The 285-nt window shown below is 70.5% G+C and carries 1 pseudogene; it reads left to right on the forward strand.

Annotated elements, in window-relative coordinates:
* Window positions 1-197, forward strand: a pseudogene (locus EN853_RS33660) (malonyl CoA-acyl carrier protein transacylase); the annotation flags it as partial.
* Between the last annotated feature and the right edge of the window lie 88 nt (window positions 198-285).

Raw genomic sequence — 285 nt, forward strand, 5'->3', positions numbered from 1 at the left:
GCATTGCCGCGGGTGCGCAGCAGCCGTGCCGCATCGGCGGCAATGCCATGCAGGCGGCGGTGCCGGCGGGCGAGGGCGCCATGGCGGCGATCATCGGGCTGGAGCAGGCGGATGTCGAAGCCGCCTGCGCGGAAGCGGGACAGGGCTCGGCCAAAGGGGCGGTTTGCCAGATCGCCGACGACAATGGCGGCGGCCAGGCATCAGGGCCGCAGCCCTTGCCGGCAGTGAAGCCGGCGCGATCGTGATTTCAGGCCTGCTCAACAGCATCATCGTCCTCCTGGTTGC

The sequence above is a fragment of the Mesorhizobium sp. M1C.F.Ca.ET.210.01.1.1 genome (assembly GCF_004791585.1).
GTDB lineage: Bacteria > Pseudomonadota > Alphaproteobacteria > Rhizobiales > Rhizobiaceae > Mesorhizobium.